Below are 18,055 nucleotides of genomic sequence, written 5' to 3' on the forward strand. Positions count from 1 at the left end.
CGCTTGTACTTATTGAGCGGCGACTTTCCCCGCCTTGTCCAACGTCGCGCGAACAGTCTGCACCTGATACTGCGGATCAGCCTGAATCTGCTGTTCGGTGAACGGCAGCACACTCCACTGCTTCTTCGAGAACGCCTCGGTCTGATCCCGCGAATACTTAGATGCCGGATCGCTGGACAGCGAGAACGCCAGTAGCCCTTGGGCGTGCGGGCCTTTGTCGTCAAAGGTCACGACTTGCAGGTAGCTGGTGCCACTGACCACTTCGAGTTTGCCGTCCTCACGGGGCACGCTCTGGATGGCGTTGTAGATCCCGAGAACAGCCGGCCCGCCGTGAATCGGCGTCTGTTGCCCGCCACTGCTGACCACCTGGATATCACCCCAGCGGGTTTGCGGCGTGAGGCCCATTTTTGTACTCGATTCGACCGACGCCAACATGGCCGCACGCAACGCCTTGGCCACCGCTGGCTGCTCGACTGCCAGGCCACGCGGAGTGTGTTGCGCATCCTTGGGATCGAACGCCACGCGCCAGACATCCGGCGAAGCCTGCAATGCCTGCATGATGTTCTGGAAGTGCACCAGGCCCACGCCCGAATCAAGATTGGCGCGGCCATCCCAGGCCTTGAGGCTGACGCAAACCGGTTTGAGGGCCTGAGCGTCGGCACCGAGGTCAGCGGCACAGAACTTCAACAGATCCGGCACCACCTGCGTTGCCAGATACACCTGATCGTCCATCACCATTTGCTGCAGATCCTTCACTGCCAACGGCCCTTTCTTGCTCAGTGTGCTCAAACGATCCAGAGCAAACCGGGCGCGCAAGCCCAGCGGCTGGCCATCCTGACTGATCAACGGCGAGAAACCGGTGAGCGGCTGCGCCGGATTGGCCAGCCATGCCGAGTCATTGGAGTGCTGGACAAAGTCCTTGCGCAGCAGTTGCGGCAGTTGGCTGGAGGCATAAATGCCTTTCTGCGCCGCTTGCGGGTCGATGTCCCACGCGCAGGCACTGTTGGAGCCGTCCAGCACGATCATTTGTGTGCCGATACGCGGGTCGCTGCACTTGGCCAGTTTCTCGGCGTTGACGTTCGGCACCACCGACAGGTTCATGTACAGCGTCTGGCCTTTGTCATCGACGGCCAGGGTGTTGACCCACGGAATCCCCTGAATCTTGTGCACCGAATCCTGCAGTTCTTGCAGCGTCTTCGCCTGATTCATCGTGTACCACTGGTTCAACACCCGATCATTGTCGAGGTTGGCGTCGCGCAGGCTATAAGCGAACTGATTGTCCCAGTCGAGCTTGCCCGGCCATTGCACAATCGGCCCGAATTGCGAGCTGTAGACATCACGCGAGACCGGAACCACCTGCCCGTCGGCCTGTTTCACCTGCACGGTGACGGTCTGCTTGTTCAACGGCAGGGATTTGCCATCGAGCAGATAGCGTGTGGAATCCTTCGGATCGAGTTGCAAACGATACAAGGTGAAGTGTTTCGATGAATCGACCGTGTGCGTCCAGGCCAGGTGCTGATTGAAGCCGATATTGATCATCGGCAAGCCCGGCAATGCTGCGCCCATGACGTCGAGTTTGCCGGGAATGGTCAGGTGCATCTGATAGAAGCGCATGCCGCCGACCCAAGGAAAGTGCGGGTTAGCCAGCAACATCCCGCGGCCATTGACCGAGCGTTCACTGCCCACTGCGACAGCGTTACTGCCACGGTCCAGGGCGAAGCGCTGCTGACGTGCGTCAGCCAACTGATAGGCCTGCACGTTTTGTTCGATTGCGGCGCTCGCATGCGGCGGTGTAGCACCGGCCAGGGCCTCGGCGAACTGGCCGACACCGCCCTCGACCAACAGACGGCGGGTCAGCTTCACCAGATCTTCCGGTGCAATCTCTCGCACCCACTCACCCTGACACTGTTGCGGCAAGCCTTGCGGACGGCGCTCGGCCAGATAACGGTTGTAGCCGGCGGCGTAGCCCTCAACCAGTTCACGCACCTGCGCAGGTTGCGCCTGCCAGAAAGCCTTGACTGCTTCAGGCGTATTGAGCCAGGTAAAAAACACGTCGCTGACGCGGTTTTCGCGTTGCTCGACGGTGAACTGATCCGGACCGAAGTAACGGGAACGCTGGCCATTGACCGTCACGATCTCGTTGGCCAGCAGGCACAGATTGTCCTGGGCATAGGCATAGCCAATGCCAAAACCCAGCCCGCGCTCGTCTTGCGCGCGGATATGCGGCACGCCAAAAGCAGTGCGGCGAATATCGGCGCTGACGTCCGTGGCCGGGCTGAACGCATGGGCCGAACCACTCAAGCCAAAAACCACGCCGGCCAAAGTCAGTCCGGTTAACTGTCTGGAAATTATCACGCTCGCTCCTGATCGACATGCCAAAGAGCGGATCTGACGCTGACGCGGACCCGCCCTGGAAACACCCACGCGTCCACGCGCAATGAGCCTGTCGAAGAAACGAAGCCGAAGAAAAAAATTTAGGCTCGCCGCGTAATCCCCGAAAGCACAATCAAAAGCCCCTCACCCTAGCCCTCCCGAAACGTCGGACCGCCCAGAGGGAGAGGGAACTGACCGAGATGATTGGTAGAAGTACGCCGACATGAAATACCGAGCCGGACTCGAACCCAGAAGCAGATCAAAAACCCCTCACCCTAGCTATCTCCCAGAGGGAGAGGGAACTGACCGAGGTGATTGGTAGAGGTACGCCGACATGAAATACCGAGCCGCACTCAAATTCGCAAGCAAATCAAAAGCCCCACCCACCCCGCTTCTCACCACTCAACAGGATGAGCGTTAGCTCGGCTGCAGCTCTTGATCTTGCCGTGCTGGCCCCTTCGGCAGGCTGAGTGGAGGGATTTATCCGGGGGTGGGAGCGCAGCGACCGTTCGACGAAGTCGAATACATCGAGAGGAGGTGCAGCGAAGCAAACCGTAGGCGATGCCCCCGGATAGATCCCGCAACGAAGGCACCCGAGCCACGGCGAGGGCCGAACGCCGGGGCCCAGACCTTTGGTTCCTTTGGGGCGTTTGCCAAAGGGACTCGCTGTAAGAGCGAAACCGCCAGCCGCAACACCCAAAACAACGGATATTCACCCAAAACCCCAAGAGCCTGGTCGGCCCAAAGGCCGCCAAGCCCAAAGCGATCTCAAGCCAGAATCACAAGAAAAAGACAAACCCCCAACAAATTTTCTACATCTTTTCTTTCATGATTTGTCGTGCTGATACGTCTTGTTTAAAGAGCGCAAAAAAACCTTTCCCGATCAGGCTCTGAAAAGGAGTAATCGCATGTACAACTCGCAACTACCAACGGACGGTAGCCAGGCCCCCAAAGGAGCTTCCATGAGCCCACACGCGAGCGATTTCGGGCAACGCGTCGAGCGTCACGGCAACGAACGCATCCGTTTGCTGCTGAAAAGTTTCGGGCTGCGCACCAGCCTGATTCGTCTGAAAGTCATTGATGCCCTGCTGGTCGCCGCACAAAGCGAGCGGCGTCTGGGTGTGCGCGGCGTCCACAGCCAATTGCTGGATCTGGATATCCCGCTGTCCTTTCTCAGTGTGCGCGAAGTGCTCAAGCGTCTATGCGCCGAAGGGGTGATCACCTTCAATGAAGACAAGAGCTACAGCCTGCATCCACAGGCTGCGGCAGTCCTCAACAACGATTGATGCGTGCGGCAAACGCCGTCAAGGCTTGACCTTGCGGCGCATGACACCGTTGATCACCACCACGATCACCGCCACACCGATGGCGACGAACTGGAACGTCTTCTCCGAAATCATTCCTTGGTTTTGCAGCCAGGACAGGCCGAGCATGATCGCCAGGACCGACAAGGCGATCAGAATCGAATAAATCAAGCGTTGCTTGTGGGTCATTGCGGCTTCCTGAAACGGTGAAATGTATCCGGTTTGTATCCGCTTGCATGCCATGCACATACCGTTCTACGGGGATGCGCCGCTGCAATCGGGGTCTCATGTTACAGCCGATGAAGAGTTTTGGCTTCATGACGGCGTAACCATGAGGAATTTTCAAAATGCTGCGTCGAATCACCTGGCTGATTCCCGTTCTTGCCCTGCTGACCCTGAGTGGCTGCATCATCTTCCCCCACGGCGGCTGGCATGACGATCACCACCGTTATTACCAGGGTGGCCCTGGTTATTACCAACATCGCTAGAACAGGATTGTTCGCCCTGCCCGCTTGCCCATGAACAGATTGAGGCAGGAACTCAACAAGCCCGATCAACTTCAAACAAAGCCCGCCCTGTTGCGGGCTTTTCTGTTTTTGCCGACGGCGGCTGCCGCGCAGTTGAAACTCACCTGATACGCAAAGCGGACTGGCTAAACAAGTTGCAAGCATTTGAAATCTAATGTCGCAGCAAAAGAATAGGTCACACCCGCCTCTGCAACTAGTCTCTGGCAACTTTCTTCTACTCTCTAACAGGGACGTTTATGCAGAGAACACTTATAAGAATCGGGCCGCGACAAGTACTAGGGTTTTGTTTGGCGCTGAGCGCTTTTGAACTTCTGACGTATATGGCAAGTGACTTGATCATGCCAGCCATGTTGGCCGTGACAACAGAACTTCAGGCCGACGTCAGACATGTTCCCCATGCGTTCAATCTGTATCTGATTGGCGGAGTCTGCCTGCAATGGCTGATTGGGCCGCTGTCCGATCAATGGGGCCGGCGGCGGGTACTGTTGATCGGCTGCGCATTGTTTGCAATCGCCTGCGCAAGTGCATTTGCCACCCAGCGCATTGAAACCTTCAATCTGCTGCGACTGTTGCAAGGCATGGGACTGGGTTTCGTGGTCGCGGTCAGTTATCCCGCCCTTCAGGAAGTATTCTGCGAGGCCGATGCGGTGCGTTTGATGGCGCTGCTCGGCAATATCGCCCTGCTTTCACCGCTGCTGGGGCCGCTACTGGGTATTGTCTTGCTGCAATGGCTGTCCTGGCGCGAGCTGTTTCTGGGCCTGGGTTTTGCCGCATCAATGGTCTGGCTGGGGCTTTTCGTCTGCATGCCGGAAACGGTCGGGGTCACTCGCAGCGATGGGCAAGTACAAGCCGCCGTGCCTTTTTCCTGGCGCCAGACCGGTCAACGCTACCGAGCTCTCTTGAGCAATCGTCGCTTCCTCGCTGCCAGTCTCGCACTGGGCCTCATGAGCCTGCCGCTGATCGCCTGGATCGGCCTGGCACCGTTGCTGCTGATGCAGCTGCTCGAGCTGATGCCGCTGGAATATGCCTTGTGGCAGATTCCGGTTTTTTCCGCCGTCATCACTGGCAATCTGATCCTCGACCGCTTGCTGGTTACGCATTCTTTATCCCGGTTGATCCGGTTGGCGCTCTGGCCTTTTTGTCTCGGCCTTGTGGCGTTGATTGCCTGCGCGCTGTCAGGTGCCGGACTCGGCGCAGTGGTTGCCAGTCTGGCGCTGTACGCGGTCGGGCTGGGAATGAGCAACGCTGCGCTGTATCGGCTGGCGCTGTTTGCCAGCGACGACAGCAAGGGGTTGGTTTCGGCGCTGGCCGGCATGATTTCGATTGCTGTGATGGGGCTCGGCGGCTCACTGATTGCCGGCATCGGCGGTGGCGCCCGCCTCGACCTCTTCGCACTCTGCGCCGCCCTCAGCGGCCTGATGTGCCTGCCCCTGGTGCACGGTTTGTTGCAACGCACACCTCCCGACTCCTCCACTGCTCAATAACGGACTATTGAATGAATCACTTCCCCGCCAGCGATGCGCTTTGCGCATTGCCACACCCCTATTGCCCGGATTCCGTGCCAGCAGGCCTGTTTGATCAGGCCATGACCGAGATCAGTCGTTTTCATTGCCAGCACACGCCCGGCTACGAACATTGGCTGAACGCCAACGGCCTCGATGTGAAGGATCTGGACAGCCTCGATGACTGGTCCCGGCTACCGCCGATTCTGGCCAATTTTTTCAAGGAGCAACTGTTACTCAGCCCCACCGGGGAGCATGCCCTGGAACTGACATCGTCCGGCACCAGCGGCCAAAAAAGCCGCATGCGCTATGACCCGCGCAGTCTGTCGGCCGCGCAGTTCATGGTTGAACGAATCTTTAGTCATTACGGTTGGCATTCAGCGGATACGCCGTGCAATTACCTGCTGCTGAGCTACGAACCGCGGGGCGCGATCACCCTGGGGACGTCCTACACCGACCAATTCCTCTGCCGCTTTGCGCCCGTCAACCGCGTTGTCTACGCCTTGCGCTGCAACGGCGATGGCCACCAGTTCGATGTGTTCGGGGTCATCGCGGCCCTGCAAGCGTTCGCCGAAGAAGGCCTGCCCGTGCGCATTTTCGGCTTCCCGGCGTTTCTTTGGCAGACCTTGCAGCAGATGCAGGCCTCCGGCGTGCCTGCGCTGAAACTGCCGAGTACTTCACTGGTGTTTTTCGGCGGTGGCTGGAAAACCCGATCCAGCGAGGAAGTTCCAAAACAACAACTGTATGGGCGCATCGCCCGGCAACTGGGCATCGAAGTGTCGCGGTGCCGCGACGGTTACGGCGCGGTCGAACATGCGGTGCCCTACATCGAATGTGCCCGGCATCATTTTCATGTCCCCGTTTACGCCAAGGCTTACGTGCGCAATCCGCAGGACTTTTCCATCCAGCCTTACGGTCAGCAGGGCTTGCTGGGATTCGTCTCGCCCTACATCTCGTCCAGCCCGGCGCACGCGGTGGTGATGAGCGATCTGGCGACGCTGCATCCCGGGTCGAGTTGTGATTGCGGCCTCGCCAGTGACTGGTTCGAACTGCAGGGTCGCGCAGGCACCACGGCCGGTAGAAGCTGTGCGATGGCCGCGTCCGAATTGCTGGGGGGACACTGACATGTACCTGATCAACGGAGAACTGCACGCAGATGTCGACCTCGATAACGCACTGGCGCTGTTGCAGCAGACATTGCCGCAACGACTGAGTACACCGCTGGACAGCGCCACCGTACTGACTGCCGCCGCACATTTTGCAGGGCAATTGCACAGCCCCGAGCTGCCGCTGCACGATGAACAACGCCAGGTGCTGATCGACTTCTGTCAGCCGCACGCCCTGCAACACAAGCTTGAACGTGAACTGGGCGATCAGGCTGAATCGCTGCGACGTGTCGATTATCAGCATTCGCGCTTTGAGCGCTGGAGTCCGCTGGGACTGGTGGTCCACGTCACGCCAGCCAACGCGCCGCTGCTGGCGTGCTGCGCGCTGATTGAAAGTCTCTTGGCCGGCAACATCAACTGGCTACGGCCCAGCAGCAGTGACCAAGGCCTGACGGCGCGCCTGTTGCACACGCTGGTGCAATGCGACGCCAGCGGTGAGTTGCGCCATTACGTCGCGGTGTTACCGGTGGCGACCGCGCAGATCGGCCGTTTGTGCAAAATGGCCAACGGCGTTTCGGCGTGGGGTGGCGAAGCGGCGCTGCAGGCGATCCGCCAACAGTTGCCGCCCGGATGTCGCTGGATCGACTGGGGGCACCGCATCAGTTTTGCCTACCTGACGCCGCAAGCGGCCTCGCCACAGGCACTGGACGCGCTGGTCGATGAGGTCTGTCGACTGGATCAGCAAGCCTGCTCCAGCCCGCAATGGTTGTTGGTCGATAGCGACGACCCCGCTGTTCTACAAGTAATCGGCAACGAATTGGCCAAGGCGTTCGAGCGCCGCGCCGGACAATGGCCGGCACTGATCCCGACGGTTCAAGAAGCCAGCGAAATCACCACCCGCACCCTGATGACACGTCTGAGCCAGAGTTTTTCCGCAGTGACGGCGCAGGTCTGGAGCGCACCGGGATGGCGAGTGATCTGGAGCCATGATCAGTTGCTTGCGCCCTCGCCGCTGTTTCGCACGGTGTTGCTCAAACCCCTGCCGCGTGCGCGACTGACGCAAAACCTGCTGCCTTGGCGCAACGTTTTACAGAGCTGCGCACTGATGTGCGACGAAGCGCAGATCGGTGCATTGTCGCGAACATTGATTGCCGCCGGCGTCAGCCGAATTGCGCCCATTGATGCAATCCATGATGGCTACGATGGCGAACCCCACGACGGCGTCTATGCACTGCAACGTCTGAGCCGGCGGGTGTCGGTCAGCGTCGCACCGACGCAGTTGCCCACCCACATGACCCTCGACCGTCCAGCTTGCAAGCCGACGCTGGCGGGCCTGGCGATCACCGACAAAGCAGCGTTTATCGCGCGGCCGACGACAGCAGCGGCGCAACTGTTTTTCCGCTCTGGCGGCAGCAGCGGCACACCGGCGCTGGCGGGATATAGCTACCGCGATTTTCAACGGCAAATACGCGCAACGGCCGACGGGTTGTTTGCGGCGGGTCTCGATCCGAGCCGCGACAAGGTGATGAACCTGTTCTTCAGTGGCGGTTTGTACGGCGGCTTCTTCAGTTTTGCCAAAGTGCTGGAAACACTGGGGGCCAGCCACCTGCCAATGGGTGCTCCCGCCGACGATGACTACGGCGATATTGCACAAGTCATCATCGAACAACAGGTCACCGTACTGATCGGCATGCCCAGCTCCCTGCATCGCTTGTTCCTCAACGAACAGCAGCGTCTGAGCCGTTATGGCGCCATCGAAAAAGTCTTTCTCGGCGGTGAACACATCAGTGAGCAGTGCCGCGAACTGTTGCAGCGCTGTGGCGTTGCCAGCATCCGCTCGGCGGTGTACGGCAGTGTCGATGCCGGCCCCTGCGGACATGCCTGCGCCGCGACCGGTGATGGCGTGTTTCATCTGATGGACGCGATCCAGCATCTGGAAATCGTCGCGCTGGAGGAGGACGTGCCTGTCGTTGGCAATGAAATCGGCCGTTTACTGTTCACTTCCAAAGCCCGCGAAGGTCAGCAGGTACAGCGTTATGAGGTCGGCGACACAGGGCGCTGGTTGCCCGGCGATTGCGCGTGCGGGCTGAGTTCCCCGCGGTTCGAGCTGCTGCAACGGCACGGCAGGCTGCTGCGTATCGGTAGCGATTTCATCTGCCTGAACGAACTCGGCAGACACCTGCAAGCACCGTTTCAGTTGCACCTCGATCACGCCCCTGACGGCCTCGAACGCCTGCTGGTTCGCAGCCCCGCTGCCCCCGCCGACATCCTCCTCCGACTGGAAGGCTACGCGACGCTGACGAGCCTTGTGCGAGCCGGGCTGCTCACGGTGCAAACGCAAACCTGCGAGACGCAACAGTTCGACAGAAACAGGCATAGCGGAAAGATACCGGCAGTGGTCGACGCTCGCCGCTGAAAGTCCAACTTCGTCCATGACCAGAACAATTAAAGAGCCCCCCATGAACACAACACTTGAACTGAGCAAGTTGCTCGCCTTCGCCCGCGAACATTCAACGTATTACGCCAGACATTGGCAAGACCTTGCGCCGCAGATCAGCACACTGGATCAACTTCCGCCGATTGATCCGCAACAATACTGGGCCAGCAGCAATAACCTCGATCAATGGCCAGTACTGACTTCAACGGTTGAACGCGCACTCGTGTTCAAGACCGGTGGAACCACCAGCGCGGGTAAACTTTCGGTATTCACCCGTGAGGAGTGGCAGACACTTGTGCGCGACTTCGGTCGCCATCTGGCGAGCCAACTCAATCCGGGAGACCGGGTTGCAAATCTGTTTTTTGTCGGCGATCTGTATGCCAGTTTCATCTTTATCCACGACGCGTTGGCACACGAAACGTCAGGTATTACCGAATACCCCTTCACCGGCGACGTCGACTTTACACTGCTGACTGACTCTATCCGCCAGCACCGAATCAATGTGCTGGCCGGCGTGCCTGCGCAATTGCTGACGTTCGCCAGCGTGCTGGAGCGCCAGGGGCAAACTCTGGCCGAGGTCGAAAGCGTGCTTTACGGCGGCGAGAGCCTGTTCGCCGGGCAATTGCAGATGTTGCACCGAGTGTTCCCCAACGCACGGATCGCTTCCATCGGCTACGCCAGTGTCGACGCGGGGTTCATCGGCGCCACAAGCCGCGATTGTGCCTTGGGCGAACACCGCATGCTCGCCAGCCACAGCGTGCTGGAAATTATCGATGAACACACCGGTGAAGTGATTGAAGAATGCGATCGCACCGGACGCCTGCTGATCACCAACCTCACCCGCCGGCTTATGCCATTGATCCGTTACCCCGTGGGTGATCTCGCCTGCTGGCGAGAACCGGCCACGGCGAGCATGCGCAAGTTTGCCTTGATGGGTCGCAGCATGAGCAGTCAGCGCGTACGGGTCAGCAGCCTGACCCTGCTGATCGACGACATCGACACAATCATTCAGCGCAACACGGTCAGCGACGACTGGCAACTGGTGATCAGCCAATCGGCAAACGTCGATATCGTGTGTCTGAAATGGGTGCCCGAGGTGTTGAAACCCGAAACGACTCAGGCCAGCACAGCCTTGCACAACGCCTTGATCGAGCGTTATCCGCTGATCGCACAACTCTGCGCTGATGGCCAGCTTGAGCTGCAGGTCGCCTATTGCACAGCCGATGAGCTCGCTCGTCATCCGCGCTCCGGCAAACGCCAACGCGTCGTCGACCTTCGCGACTACGCCGCCCCACGTCCGGAGCAACGCCCATGGACAACGTGACGCTGCGCAGCTATCGCCGCTCCGATGCCGGAGCCGTCAGCCGTTTGTTCCGGGAAATCTATGGCGACCATTACGTACAGCCACACGTGTATTTGCCGTTGATGATCAACCAGAACCATGGCGATGGGAGATGGCATTCACTGGTGGCGGAATCCGGAAAAAAAATCCTCGGCCACGCCACGTTGTGCAGAAACGCGGGATCGCATACGGCAGAACTGGCGTTGAGCGTGGTCCATCCGTCGACCCGCGGGCAGAACATCGCCACCCAGTTGGGCATTCGATTGTTGATCCATGCGCAGGCGCTGGGTTGCCATGGTGTAACCATCAAACAGGTGACGCAGCACGCCTATACCCAACGCATGGCTGACCGGCTCGGCTTTTGCAGCAGTGGGTTATTGCTCGACTATGTGCCCTCGCCGTTTGGCGAAGCACTGCCGGAGTCGATTGTCATCGGCTACACCCCTATCGATGGCTACCGCCGCCCGCTCCCGGCATTGCCGTGGCCACAAAGCTGTCGCGAATTCATGGAGCATTTGTGCGAGGTACACGGGGTGCAGGAAAAAGAAGCACCCTGGGTGGGGCCGCCGATGCAGATCGAACACGCTTTCGGGCGTTATGACGTGGTGCTGAAGAAACTCGACGCCGGCTTGCTTCAACAGCTACGACGACTGCCTGAACACTGGATGGTCTCGATCAGACTCAGGCTGGCAACCGGTTTCGCCAGCGCCGTGGACAGCCTCTCGGCAATGGGCTTCGTCTTTACCGGGATTGCCCCGAATGAACGGGGCGCTGGATGGTTGGCGTTGTTTCATCGGGGCTATTGCGCCCGATCGCTGGAGCTGCGCTGCCCACACCTGCAACGACTGCATAATCAGGCTCAACAACACGTCGCAGCACGCTGAAGCGAGGCGTTGCCGGGTTCTTGCACATCAACCAGCCCGTTCAAGCGCTGAGCGGGCTAAACGGTCAGCCTCAAGCTTTGGCTTTGACACCTTCATCGACCGGTTTCGCGGCGTTGCCTTCACCGTAGGTCTTGAGGTTCTGCAGAACATAGATCGCTTTCTTGAACTCTGGAATCAGACTCTGGCCGTAAGCGTTGCCATTGAGGCCATTGTTCTGAATGGCGTCGAGCTGGGTCGCGAAATACTCCAGGGCGTTGAATTTGGCATCGATATCTTTGGTCACGCCAAAACGGTCGAACTTGTCACCGGCGTTCTTCAAGGTAAACGAAGTGATCTCTGAGATCAGCCCGCGGCTGCGCAGCATCTCGCTCAGATTTCCCAATTGTTTTACCGAAACATTCGCAGGATCAAAGCCCTTGATGGCCTTGCGCATGCCCTGCTTGTCCATTTCAGCGGTATTCAGCGCGGTGGGATTGGTGCCGACCTTGGTCAGCATCTGCTGCACTTTGATGCTCTGGGCCACTTGTTTTTTCGCGCCGGTGTTACGAACCATAACGCCTGCTTTGCTCTCCCAGCCGCCGACAATACCGATCGTCATGAGAAGACTCCCTGTGAAATGAACATAAAAAATATCCGTGTTGAACGGCATTAATGGGCGCGAGTATCGGCGGGCGAACTGATGGCACCAACCTCTTTCTGCACTTTTTTACAATTATCGTACATTCTCGATACAAAAGCGCAACGCGCCGCAAACCCTGACCCAGAGCTGTCATCACAATGAAATGAAAATGGCTTTTTCAACCAGTCGCAGGCGATGACCAGCGCTTGTGTATCGAACCCGATACCGACCAGTCATCGGCGCCCAGGTTTTTTAGGACGCAAGTACCTAAAGCTTCCCGTCGCAACGACGATACGCTGTGAATACCCGCACTGTTTTATCCCTGCCCCTAATAAGAAACGCTGCTCAAGGACCGGTCTCCATGCCCGCATTCCGCACTATTCAGGCTCGCTACACGCTGTTTCTGGTTCTGTTCATCCTGCTGTTGTCGGTGTTGACCGTGGTCGGCATCAGCCAACTCGTCGCCCCCAAGCTGCGTCATACAGAAGAACAAGTCGTCCTCAACCGCATTGCCGAAGTCGCCGAGCAGATTCAGGGCGAGTTGAACAAAGTGCAGGCGCAACAGCGCAGCATCACCCAAACCATCCCGCTGCTCGACAGCGCCGCCATCGACACAGTGCTGCCAGGTCTGGTCGATCAGTACGCAGAGCTGAAAGTATTCGGCGGCGGGATCTGGCCTTTGCCGGGGCAACGTGAAGCCGGGCGCAACAAATTCAGCACGTTCTGGCACCGCGATGCCTCGGGCAAACTGGCGGTGAATACATTCTGGAACAGTGACGCAGCCCCCAACTATTACGACCAGAGCTGGTACAAGGGCGGCATGGCCACACCGCGTGGCCAATGCGCCTGGGCGGCGGCTTACAAGGATGACGCCAGCGCCGAGCCGCGCACCAACTGCGCCATGGCCATCCAGAAAAACGGTAGCGCGTGGGGCGTGTCGACCATTGACGTCACCCTCGGCTTCTTCAACGATCTAGTGGCGCGCAAGGAAAAAGACCTCAACGCCGAAATGCTGATCATTGAGGCCGACGGCAAGATCATCAGTAACAGCTCGCGCATCAGTGGCCCGATCGTGCTGAAGAACATCAGCGAACTGGCCGGCACGTCGACCTTCGCCAGCCAGGTCAAAGCCGCGTTGCAGAACCGCGATCAAGCGCAGCGCATCGAGTTCGATAACAACGGCGAAGCCAGCACCTTCTTCATGCGCCCGATTGAAGGCACGCCGTGGTTCCTCGCCACCGCCCTGCCAACGAAAATGCTCACGGCCCAGCGTGATGACGTCCTCAGCACCCTGAGCCTGTTGCAGATTCCGCTGGTGATTCTGCTGGTGCTGCTGCAGGTCTACGCGATTCGCCAATTGGTGCAGCGCATGAAAGCGTTGAAAGCCAACATCGATTTGCTCTCCAGCGGCGATGCCGACCTGACCCGGCGCATTACCATTCGCGCTGAAGATGAACTCGGCGCCATCGGTCACTCGGTCAACACCTTTATTGCCTACCTGCAAAACATGATCGGCGAAGTTACCCAAGCCACCGGCGCCATGGCATCGAGCCTCGACAACCTGCAACGCACCTCGGCGCACACCAGCCAGATCCTGCTGCGTCATGCCTCGGAAACCGATCAGACCGTTACCGCCATCACCGAGATGAGTTCGACAGCAGAAAGCGTTGCGCAGAATGCCGCCGAAACTGCCGCGTTCACCCAGCGCGCCAACGAAAACGCCGACCGTTCCCGCGTGGTCGTGGGCGAAGCGACCAACAGCGTCGTGGCGCTGATCGATGAAGTGGCCAGTGCCACACACAAAGTCGAAAACATGCAGCAGGACGCTCAGCGCATCACTGAAATCCTCGGGGTGATCGGTGCGATTGCCGGGCAGACCAACCTGTTGGCGCTCAACGCCGCAATCGAAGCAGCGCGCGCCGGTGAACAGGGCCGTGGGTTTGCCGTGGTTGCCGATGAAGTCCGCGCCCTCGCCGCACGCACGCAGGCGAGCACTTCGGAAATCAACGAGATGTTGACGCGTCTGACGCAAGGCGTGAGCTCGTCGGTCAGCGCCATGGAAAACACCCAGGCCAGTTGCCAGTCGGCTGCCGACGCCACTGCAAGGGTCAATTCCGGTCTGGATGAAATGGCCGGTTCGGTCAGCCACATCAACAGCCTCAGCACCCAGATCGCCACTGCCGCCGAGCAGCAAAGCGCCGTGACCGAAGAGATCAACCGCAGCATGGTGCAGATCCGTCACATGGTCGATGAGCTGGTGCAGAGCGGCAAAGCCAGCGAACTGAATACCCATCAGTTACTCGAAGCCAACAGCCGGGTGAGCGCGATCATGGGGCGCTTCAAAGTCCGCTGATTCATGCAGGAATTTCTGCAAACCAGATAACCCCTGTGGGAGCGAGCCTGCTCGCGAAAGCGTCCTTTCAGTCACTGCATCCAGTGCCTGACACACTGCCTTCGTGAACAGGCTCGCTCCCACAAGGTTCGACGGTGTTCACACAATTGCCACCTGACAACTTTGTCATCTCGCGCTCAGCAACCTGTCAGCCTTGATCTACGATCATCCTGCCAGCCCGTCTCGCAACAACTGGAAACATTGCGTTGATGCCAGGCGGCAAAAACCGGTCAAAATGCGTTCTTTTCTGATCGTCACCCGAGCCGAGAATCCGCTATGCGTACCCACCTGCGTCTGGTCGCCCTGAGCGCCCTGTTCATTTCCTCCCTGGCGCAAGCCGCCGATCTGATCCCCATCGAAGTCCATCGTGACGCCAATTGCGGCTGCTGCAAAAAATGGATCAGCCACCTCGAAGCCAACGGTTTCAAGGTCGAAGACCACGTCGAAAGCGACATGAGCAGCTTCAAGCAACAACATGGCGTACCGCCGCGCCTGGCGTCGTGCCACACCGCAATCATCAACGGCAAATTCGTCGAGGGTCATGTGCCGGCAGAACAAGTGCTGGCCCTGAGCAAGCGTGACGACCTGCTCGGCGTCGCCGCACCGGGTATGCCGATGGGTTCGCCGGGCATGGAAATGGACGGCATGAGCGATGCTTATCAGGTTATCGGCCTGAAGAAGAATGGCGCTGACGTCGTCGTGGCGGACTACCCGGCCCATTGATCGGCGCCGCCTACTTCGGGCTGTTCTTTGCCGCGTTCGGTGCAGCGACCCTGTTGCCGCTGCAGTCCGAGGCATTGCTGGTCGGTTTGATCGTCAGCGAACGCTACTGGCTGTGGGGTCTGCTCGCCGTGGCGACGCTGGGCAACGTACTCGGTTCGCTGGTCAACTGGTGGCTGGGCCGTGGCATCGAGCGCTTTCGGGATCGGCGCTGGTTTCCGGTCAGCCCCGCGCACATGGCCCGGGCGCGCAAACACTATGAGCGTTACGGCCACTGGTCGTTGCTGCTGAGCTGGTTGCCGATCGTTGGCGATCCGCTGACACTGATTGCCGGCGTCATGCGTGAACCGCTCGGGCGGTTTTTATTGATCGTTACCCTGGCCAAAGCTGCACGCTATGGTGTGCTGGCCTTGCTGACGCTGGGCTGGCTGGGTTGAACGATCAGGCGCGGTGATTGCCTGGTTTAACGTCGGCATAATCCAGTCATTCCAGCATCGGCCGATTTCAAACGGAGTTTGACCTTATGTCTGTCATGTTTTCCCGTTGGCTACCCGGCCTGTTTCTTTGCGCCGCCCTGCCCCTGTCGGCACAGGCCGCAACGCCAAGCGAAGCCGCGCCGGAAGGCCCGGCCTATGGCCCGGAGCTGCAAGGCTTCGAATACCCTTACACGCTTAAACACTTTGCCTTTCAGTCCCAGGGTAAATCCCTGCAGATGGGTTACATGGACGTCGCCGCTCACGGCAAGGCCAATGGCCGCACCGTGGTGCTGATGCATGGCAAGAATTTTTGCGCAGCCACCTGGGACAGTTCGATCAAGGCCTTGAGCGAGTCCGGTTACCGGGTGATCGCGCCGGATCAGATCGGCTTCTGCACCTCGAGCAAACCCGACAATTATCAGTACAGCTTCCAGCAACTGGCGACCAACACTCAGCAGTTGCTCAAAGCGCTGGGCATTCAAAAAGCCACCCTGCTCGGCCACTCCACCGGCGGCATGCTCGCCACCCGTTACGCCTTGCTGTTTCCCGAGCAGGTCGAGCAACTGGCACTGGTCAACCCGATCGGTCTGGAAGACTGGAAGGCCCTCGGCGTGCCCTATCGCACCGTGGATCAGTGGTATCAGCGCGAGCTGAAAGTCAGCGCCCAGGGCATTCGCGACTATGAGCGCACCACCTATTACGACGGCCGCTGGAAACCGGAATTCGACCGCTGGGTAGACATGCTCGCCGGCCTGAGCAAAGGCCCGGGCAAGACGCAAGTGGCGTGGAACTCGGCGCTGATTTACGACATGATTTTCACCCAGCCGGTGTACTACGAGTTCAAGGACTTGAAGATGCCGACCCTGCTGCTGATCGGCACCTCAGACACCACAGCCATCGGCAAGGACCTCGCACCGCCTGAGGTGAAGGCGAAAATCGGCCACTATGAAGTGCTTGGCAAACAGGTTGCCAAGCTGATCCCGCAGTCGACGCTGGTGGAGTTTCCCGGCATGGGCCACGCGCCACAAATGGAAGAACCGGCGCAGTTCCACAAGGCCCTGCTCGACTGGCTGAATACATCCAATCCCGTGCGTTGATGAGGTAAGGCTGATGGCGGTACAGATTGCAGTGATCGATGACTGGCAGGACGTGGCCCGCGACGTGGTCGACTGGTCAGTGCTCGATAGCCTCGGTGAAGTGACCTTTGAACACGATTACCCGGCCGACAACGCCACACTGGCCGAACGGCTGGGCCGCTACCAGGTGATTTGCGTGATGCGCGAGCGCACGCGGTTCGACGAAGACTTGCTCAAGCGTTTGCCCAATCTCAAGTTGCTGGTCACCGGCGGCATGCGCAACGCAGCGCTGGATATGCAAGCGGCCGCCAGGCTGGGGATCAAGGTCTGCGGCACCGACAGTTACAAGCACGCCGCCCCGGAGTTGACCTGGGCGCTGATCATGGCGGCCACGCGCAATCTGGTGAATGAGGCGAATGCCCTGCGCGCCGGTCATTGGCAGCAAGGACTGGGCGGCGATCTGCATGGCAAGACCCTCGGCATTCTCGGTCTCGGCAGTATTGGCCAGCGCGTTGCGCAGTTCGGTCAGGTGTTCGGCATGCGGGTCATCGCCTGGAGCGAAAACCTCACAGCCGAACGGGCGCAGCAGGTTGGCGTGACCTACGTGAACAAGCAGGAACTGTTCGAGCAGGCCGATGTGTTGTCGGTGCATCTGGTGCTCAGCGAGCGCAGTCGCGGGCTGGTCGATGCGCAGGCGCTGGGCTGGATGAAGCCGACGGCGCTGCTGGTCAACACCGCGCGCGGGCCGATTGTCGATGAAGCGGCGCTGATCAAGGCCTTGCAGAAACAGCACATCGCCGGGGCAGCGCTGGATGTGTTCGAACACGAGCCGTTGCCGGACATGCACCCGTTTCGCACACTCGACAATGTCTTGGCGACTCCGCATGTGGGGTATGTCAGTCGGCAGAACTATGAACAGTTCTTTTCGCAGATGATCGAGGATATTCAGGGATGGGCGGCTGGTAATCCAATTCGTGCGTTAAATTGACCCCCACTGTAGGAGCTGCCGAAGGCTGCGATCTTTTGATCTTCGCTTTTAAACGCAAAATCAAAAGATCGCAGCCTTCGGCAGCTCCTACAGGTGTTGTCTGTGTCAGCCGATCAACAAACTGCCCGCACCACAACAGTGCAACCGCCCTTCCCGCTAGCACAAAATCGTGACCGTCCAGTCACCGTTTTGGCCCTCCCTCGCAGAAAAACCTGCACTTCGTCGGTGCGTTTGCTCCTCAAAAGCAAGGTTGGTGCTGACAGCCAACCGATTGTCGAACAATTTACCCATTTGCTCTGGCCCGCTCTA

14 protein-coding genes and 2 pseudogenes are annotated in these 18,055 nt (G+C 59.1%); 13 read left to right on the top strand and 3 right to left on the bottom strand.

Annotated elements, in window-relative coordinates; translation table 11 throughout:
* Positions 1 to 9 precede the first annotated feature (9 nt).
* Complete coding sequence (locus ACM6IN_RS29085) at positions 10 to 2,355, bottom strand: acylase (protein WP_414917208.1); 2,346 nt, start codon at positions 2,353 to 2,355, stop codon at positions 10 to 12.
* A gap of 926 nt (positions 2,356 to 3,281) precedes the next feature.
* Here ACM6IN_RS29085 and ACM6IN_RS29090 point away from each other — a divergent pair.
* Positions 3,282 to 3,659, top strand: coding sequence for a hypothetical protein (locus tag ACM6IN_RS29090; protein ID WP_007918105.1), 378 nt, complete (start codon positions 3,282 to 3,284; stop codon positions 3,657 to 3,659).
* An 18-nt stretch (positions 3,660 to 3,677) separates the two neighbouring features.
* Here the strand turns inward: ACM6IN_RS29090 and ACM6IN_RS29095 are convergent, their stop codons facing one another.
* Complete coding sequence (locus ACM6IN_RS29095) at positions 3,678 to 3,866, bottom strand: hypothetical protein (protein ID WP_414917209.1); 189 nt, start codon at positions 3,864 to 3,866, stop codon at positions 3,678 to 3,680.
* A 158-nt stretch (positions 3,867 to 4,024) separates the two neighbouring features.
* Here ACM6IN_RS29095 and ACM6IN_RS29100 point away from each other — a divergent pair, with 158 nt between their 5' ends.
* The 6 genes from ACM6IN_RS29100 to ACM6IN_RS29125 all read left to right on the top strand — a co-directional run bounded on the left by ACM6IN_RS29100 (position 4,025) and on the right by ACM6IN_RS29125 (position 11,475).
* Complete coding sequence (locus ACM6IN_RS29100) at positions 4,025 to 4,165, top strand: hypothetical protein (RefSeq protein ID WP_007918111.1); 141 nt, start codon at positions 4,025 to 4,027, stop codon at positions 4,163 to 4,165.
* A gap of 275 nt (positions 4,166 to 4,440) precedes the next feature.
* Positions 4,441 to 5,688, top strand: coding sequence for an MFS transporter (locus ACM6IN_RS29105; RefSeq protein ID WP_414917210.1), 1,248 nt, complete (start codon positions 4,441 to 4,443; stop codon positions 5,686 to 5,688).
* Between the two features lie 11 nt (positions 5,689 to 5,699).
* Positions 5,700 to 6,830, top strand: coding sequence for an acyl-protein synthase (locus ACM6IN_RS29110; protein WP_414917211.1), 1,131 nt, complete (start codon positions 5,700 to 5,702; stop codon positions 6,828 to 6,830).
* 1 nt (position 6,831) lies between these two features.
* The gene (locus tag ACM6IN_RS29115; RefSeq protein WP_414917212.1) at positions 6,832 to 9,228 is read left to right on the top strand and encodes an acyl-CoA reductase; all 2,397 of its coding nucleotides are present in this window, start codon (positions 6,832 to 6,834) and stop codon (positions 9,226 to 9,228) included.
* A gap of 43 nt (positions 9,229 to 9,271) precedes the next feature.
* Positions 9,272 to 10,573, top strand: coding sequence for a phenylacetate--CoA ligase family protein (locus ACM6IN_RS29120; RefSeq protein ID WP_414917213.1), 1,302 nt, complete (start codon positions 9,272 to 9,274; stop codon positions 10,571 to 10,573).
* Positions 10,561 to 11,475 (top strand): GNAT family N-acetyltransferase, encoded by a 915-nt coding sequence (locus ACM6IN_RS29125; protein ID WP_007918120.1) that lies wholly within the window; start codon positions 10,561 to 10,563, stop codon positions 11,473 to 11,475. Before ACM6IN_RS29120 ends, ACM6IN_RS29125 begins: the two co-directional genes overlap by 13 nt.
* 70 nt (positions 11,476 to 11,545) lie before the next feature.
* On the opposite strand, the gene ACM6IN_RS29130 is transcribed toward ACM6IN_RS29125, so the two are convergent.
* Positions 11,546 to 12,073, bottom strand: a complete 528-nt coding sequence (locus ACM6IN_RS29130) for a hypothetical protein (protein ID WP_007918129.1) — start codon at positions 12,071 to 12,073, stop codon at positions 11,546 to 11,548.
* A 382-nt stretch (positions 12,074 to 12,455) separates the two neighbouring features.
* Here ACM6IN_RS29130 and ACM6IN_RS29135 point away from each other — a divergent pair.
* The 6 genes and pseudogenes from ACM6IN_RS29135 to ACM6IN_RS29160 all read left to right on the top strand — a co-directional run.
* Positions 12,456 to 13,586 (top strand): annotated as a pseudogene (locus ACM6IN_RS29135) (cache domain-containing protein); the annotation flags it as partial.
* A gap of 333 nt (positions 13,587 to 13,919) precedes the next feature.
* Positions 13,920 to 14,447: pseudogene (locus ACM6IN_RS29140) on the top strand (methyl-accepting chemotaxis protein); the annotation flags it as partial.
* 315 nt (positions 14,448 to 14,762) lie between these two features.
* Positions 14,763 to 15,209, top strand: a complete 447-nt coding sequence (locus ACM6IN_RS29145; RefSeq protein WP_007918132.1) for a DUF411 domain-containing protein — start codon at positions 14,763 to 14,765, stop codon at positions 15,207 to 15,209.
* Positions 15,209 to 15,643 carry a YqaA family protein gene (locus tag ACM6IN_RS29150; protein WP_414917222.1) on the top strand — a complete coding sequence of 145 codons (435 nt, stop codon included), beginning with the start codon at positions 15,209 to 15,211 and terminating at the stop codon, positions 15,641 to 15,643. The genes ACM6IN_RS29145 and ACM6IN_RS29150 overlap by 1 nt, the downstream gene beginning before the upstream one ends.
* An 86-nt stretch (positions 15,644 to 15,729) precedes the next feature.
* On the top strand, positions 15,730 to 16,779 hold the full coding sequence (locus tag ACM6IN_RS29155; protein WP_007918137.1) for an alpha/beta fold hydrolase: 1,050 nt from the start codon (positions 15,730 to 15,732) through the stop codon (positions 16,777 to 16,779).
* 13 nt (positions 16,780 to 16,792) lie between these two features.
* A complete protein-coding gene (locus ACM6IN_RS29160; protein WP_007918139.1) occupies positions 16,793 to 17,746 on the top strand; it encodes a D-2-hydroxyacid dehydrogenase family protein in 954 nt (317 codons plus the stop codon).
* The last annotated feature ends 309 nt before the right edge of the window (positions 17,747 to 18,055 follow it).

The organism is Pseudomonas sp. IT-P395, from assembly GCF_949767675.1.
Lineage (GTDB): Bacteria > Pseudomonadota > Gammaproteobacteria > Pseudomonadales > Pseudomonadaceae > Aquipseudomonas.

Coding starts and splice junctions, on each gene's coding strand:
- ACM6IN_RS29090 (WP_007918105.1), top strand. CDS start 3,282: ATGTACAACTCGCAACTACCAACGGACGGTAGCCAGGCCCCCAAAGGA.
- ACM6IN_RS29095 (WP_414917209.1), bottom strand. CDS start 3,866: ATGACCCACAAGCAACGCTTGATTTATTCGATTCTGATCGCCTTGTCG.
- ACM6IN_RS29100 (WP_007918111.1), top strand. CDS start 4,025: ATGCTGCGTCGAATCACCTGGCTGATTCCCGTTCTTGCCCTGCTGACC.
- ACM6IN_RS29105 (WP_414917210.1), top strand. CDS start 4,441: ATGCAGAGAACACTTATAAGAATCGGGCCGCGACAAGTACTAGGGTTT.
- ACM6IN_RS29110 (WP_414917211.1), top strand. CDS start 5,700: ATGAATCACTTCCCCGCCAGCGATGCGCTTTGCGCATTGCCACACCCC.
- ACM6IN_RS29115 (WP_414917212.1), top strand. CDS start 6,832: ATGTACCTGATCAACGGAGAACTGCACGCAGATGTCGACCTCGATAAC.
- ACM6IN_RS29120 (WP_414917213.1), top strand. CDS start 9,272: ATGAACACAACACTTGAACTGAGCAAGTTGCTCGCCTTCGCCCGCGAA.
- ACM6IN_RS29125 (WP_007918120.1), top strand. CDS start 10,561: ATGGACAACGTGACGCTGCGCAGCTATCGCCGCTCCGATGCCGGAGCC.
- ACM6IN_RS29130 (WP_007918129.1), bottom strand. CDS start 12,073: ATGACGATCGGTATTGTCGGCGGCTGGGAGAGCAAAGCAGGCGTTATG.
- ACM6IN_RS29145 (WP_007918132.1), top strand. CDS start 14,763: ATGCGTACCCACCTGCGTCTGGTCGCCCTGAGCGCCCTGTTCATTTCC.
- ACM6IN_RS29155 (WP_007918137.1), top strand. CDS start 15,730: ATGTCTGTCATGTTTTCCCGTTGGCTACCCGGCCTGTTTCTTTGCGCC.
- ACM6IN_RS29160 (WP_007918139.1), top strand. CDS start 16,793: ATGGCGGTACAGATTGCAGTGATCGATGACTGGCAGGACGTGGCCCGC.